The sequence below is a fragment of the Streptomyces aurantiacus genome, from assembly GCF_001418335.1.
GTDB lineage: Bacteria > Actinomycetota > Actinomycetes > Streptomycetales > Streptomycetaceae > Streptomyces > Streptomyces aurantiacus.
In genome coordinates this window covers 1-1,158 of the sequence record NZ_LIPP01000552.1, presented here as the reverse complement: position 1 = coordinate 1,158, position 1,158 = coordinate 1, and the positions used below count along the sequence as shown (strand labels likewise).

At 68.7% G+C, this 1,158-nt stretch carries 2 protein-coding genes; one reads left to right on the top strand and one right to left on the bottom strand.

All coding sequences use genetic code 11. From position 1 onward, the window contains the following. The coding region (locus AOK01_RS46735) for a DUF397 domain-containing protein (RefSeq protein WP_157871686.1) at positions 1-78 on the bottom strand (78 nt) is incomplete at its 3' end. A gap of 221 nt (positions 79-299) precedes the next feature. Between AOK01_RS46735 and AOK01_RS40165 the strand changes: the two genes are divergently transcribed. After that, complete coding sequence (locus AOK01_RS40165; RefSeq protein WP_055520597.1) at positions 300-1,001, top strand: haloacid dehalogenase type II; 702 nt, start codon at positions 300-302, stop codon at positions 999-1,001. Positions 1,002-1,158: the final 157 nt, after the last annotated feature.

Here is a 1,158-nt window from a genome sequence, read left to right as displayed (position 1 = left end):
GGCGGATATCTCCAGGCAGTCCTCATCATCACCGCCTCCGGAGAACGATGACTTCTGCCAGTGGAGGTCGGGAGTCATGGGGGCCTTTCAGAGTTCTTGGGTGATACGGCGGATGAGGGCGAGGGAAGCGTCCTGTGCCAGCGCGGCGTTGTCAACGCCGGCCAAGCGGGCTTGATAGCGGCGCAGTAGTGGGCCGCGGTGGCCGCGCAGGCCACGCCGTTCGGGAATCAGAGTGACTTCCCGCTGCGTTCGGCCAACAGCCACTCTTACGCCCCTGCTTCGTCCAGGAGACCTCTCCCATGTCAGAGCTAGAGATCGATGCCGTCGTGTTCGACGTGCTCGGCACGCTCGTCGACGCACCCGCCGGTATCCGCGCCGGCATTCGTGAGCTCGACCCATCGCTCGACGACATCAGGGTCGAGGAGCTTTTGGCACTGTGGCAGCAACACATCGACCACGAGCAACGTCGCATGCTCGACAGCGGCCGGCCCTACCGCACGAGCGATGTCCTTGACCTGGAAGCCGCCCGGCTCGTCGCCGATGCCGCCGAAGTCGACGACCCGGCCGCCGTAGCGGCGCTGGCCCTGTCAGGTCGCAGGCTCCCGCCATGGCCCGACACCGTGGCAGGGCTCGCCCGACTCGCCGAACGGTTCCCGCTGATCGGGCTCTCCAACGCGAGCCGGACGGCGCTGTTGGAACTCAACGCCCACGCCGGACTGCGCTGGCACCAGGCCCTGTCAGCCGAAGACGCTCGGACCTACAAGCCGGACCCGGCGGTCTACCAGCTGGCCGTCACCGTTTCCGGACGACCGCCGGAGCGGCTCTTGATGGTCGCCGCCCACGCCTGGGACCTGCGCGCAGCACAGAACCTCGGCCTGCGCACCGCCTATGTCGCCCGCCCGGGCGGCGATCCGCCCACCACCTCGGACCGGTTCGACCTGTACGTCGACGATCTGGCCGACCTGGCCGGCCAACTCGGCCATGTCCCGGAGTCGGATTGACGTGAGGGCGACGGTTGACCGGACTTCGGCAGAAGCCCCTTCTGCCGGGCCCTTCCCCTCACGCGGAGGAGCCGGGCGCCGCGTGTTTCACTGCCGTGAGCAGGGCGTTGAGGGCGGTGGGGGTGGGCGAGAGGACGGCGGCCGGGGTGTCGCTCTC

Bases quoted from the DNA above. Each gene is read 5' to 3' on its own strand.
- AOK01_RS40165 (WP_055520597.1), top strand. From the start codon at position 300: ATGTCAGAGCTAGAGATCGATGCCGTCGTGTTCGACGTGCTCGGCACG.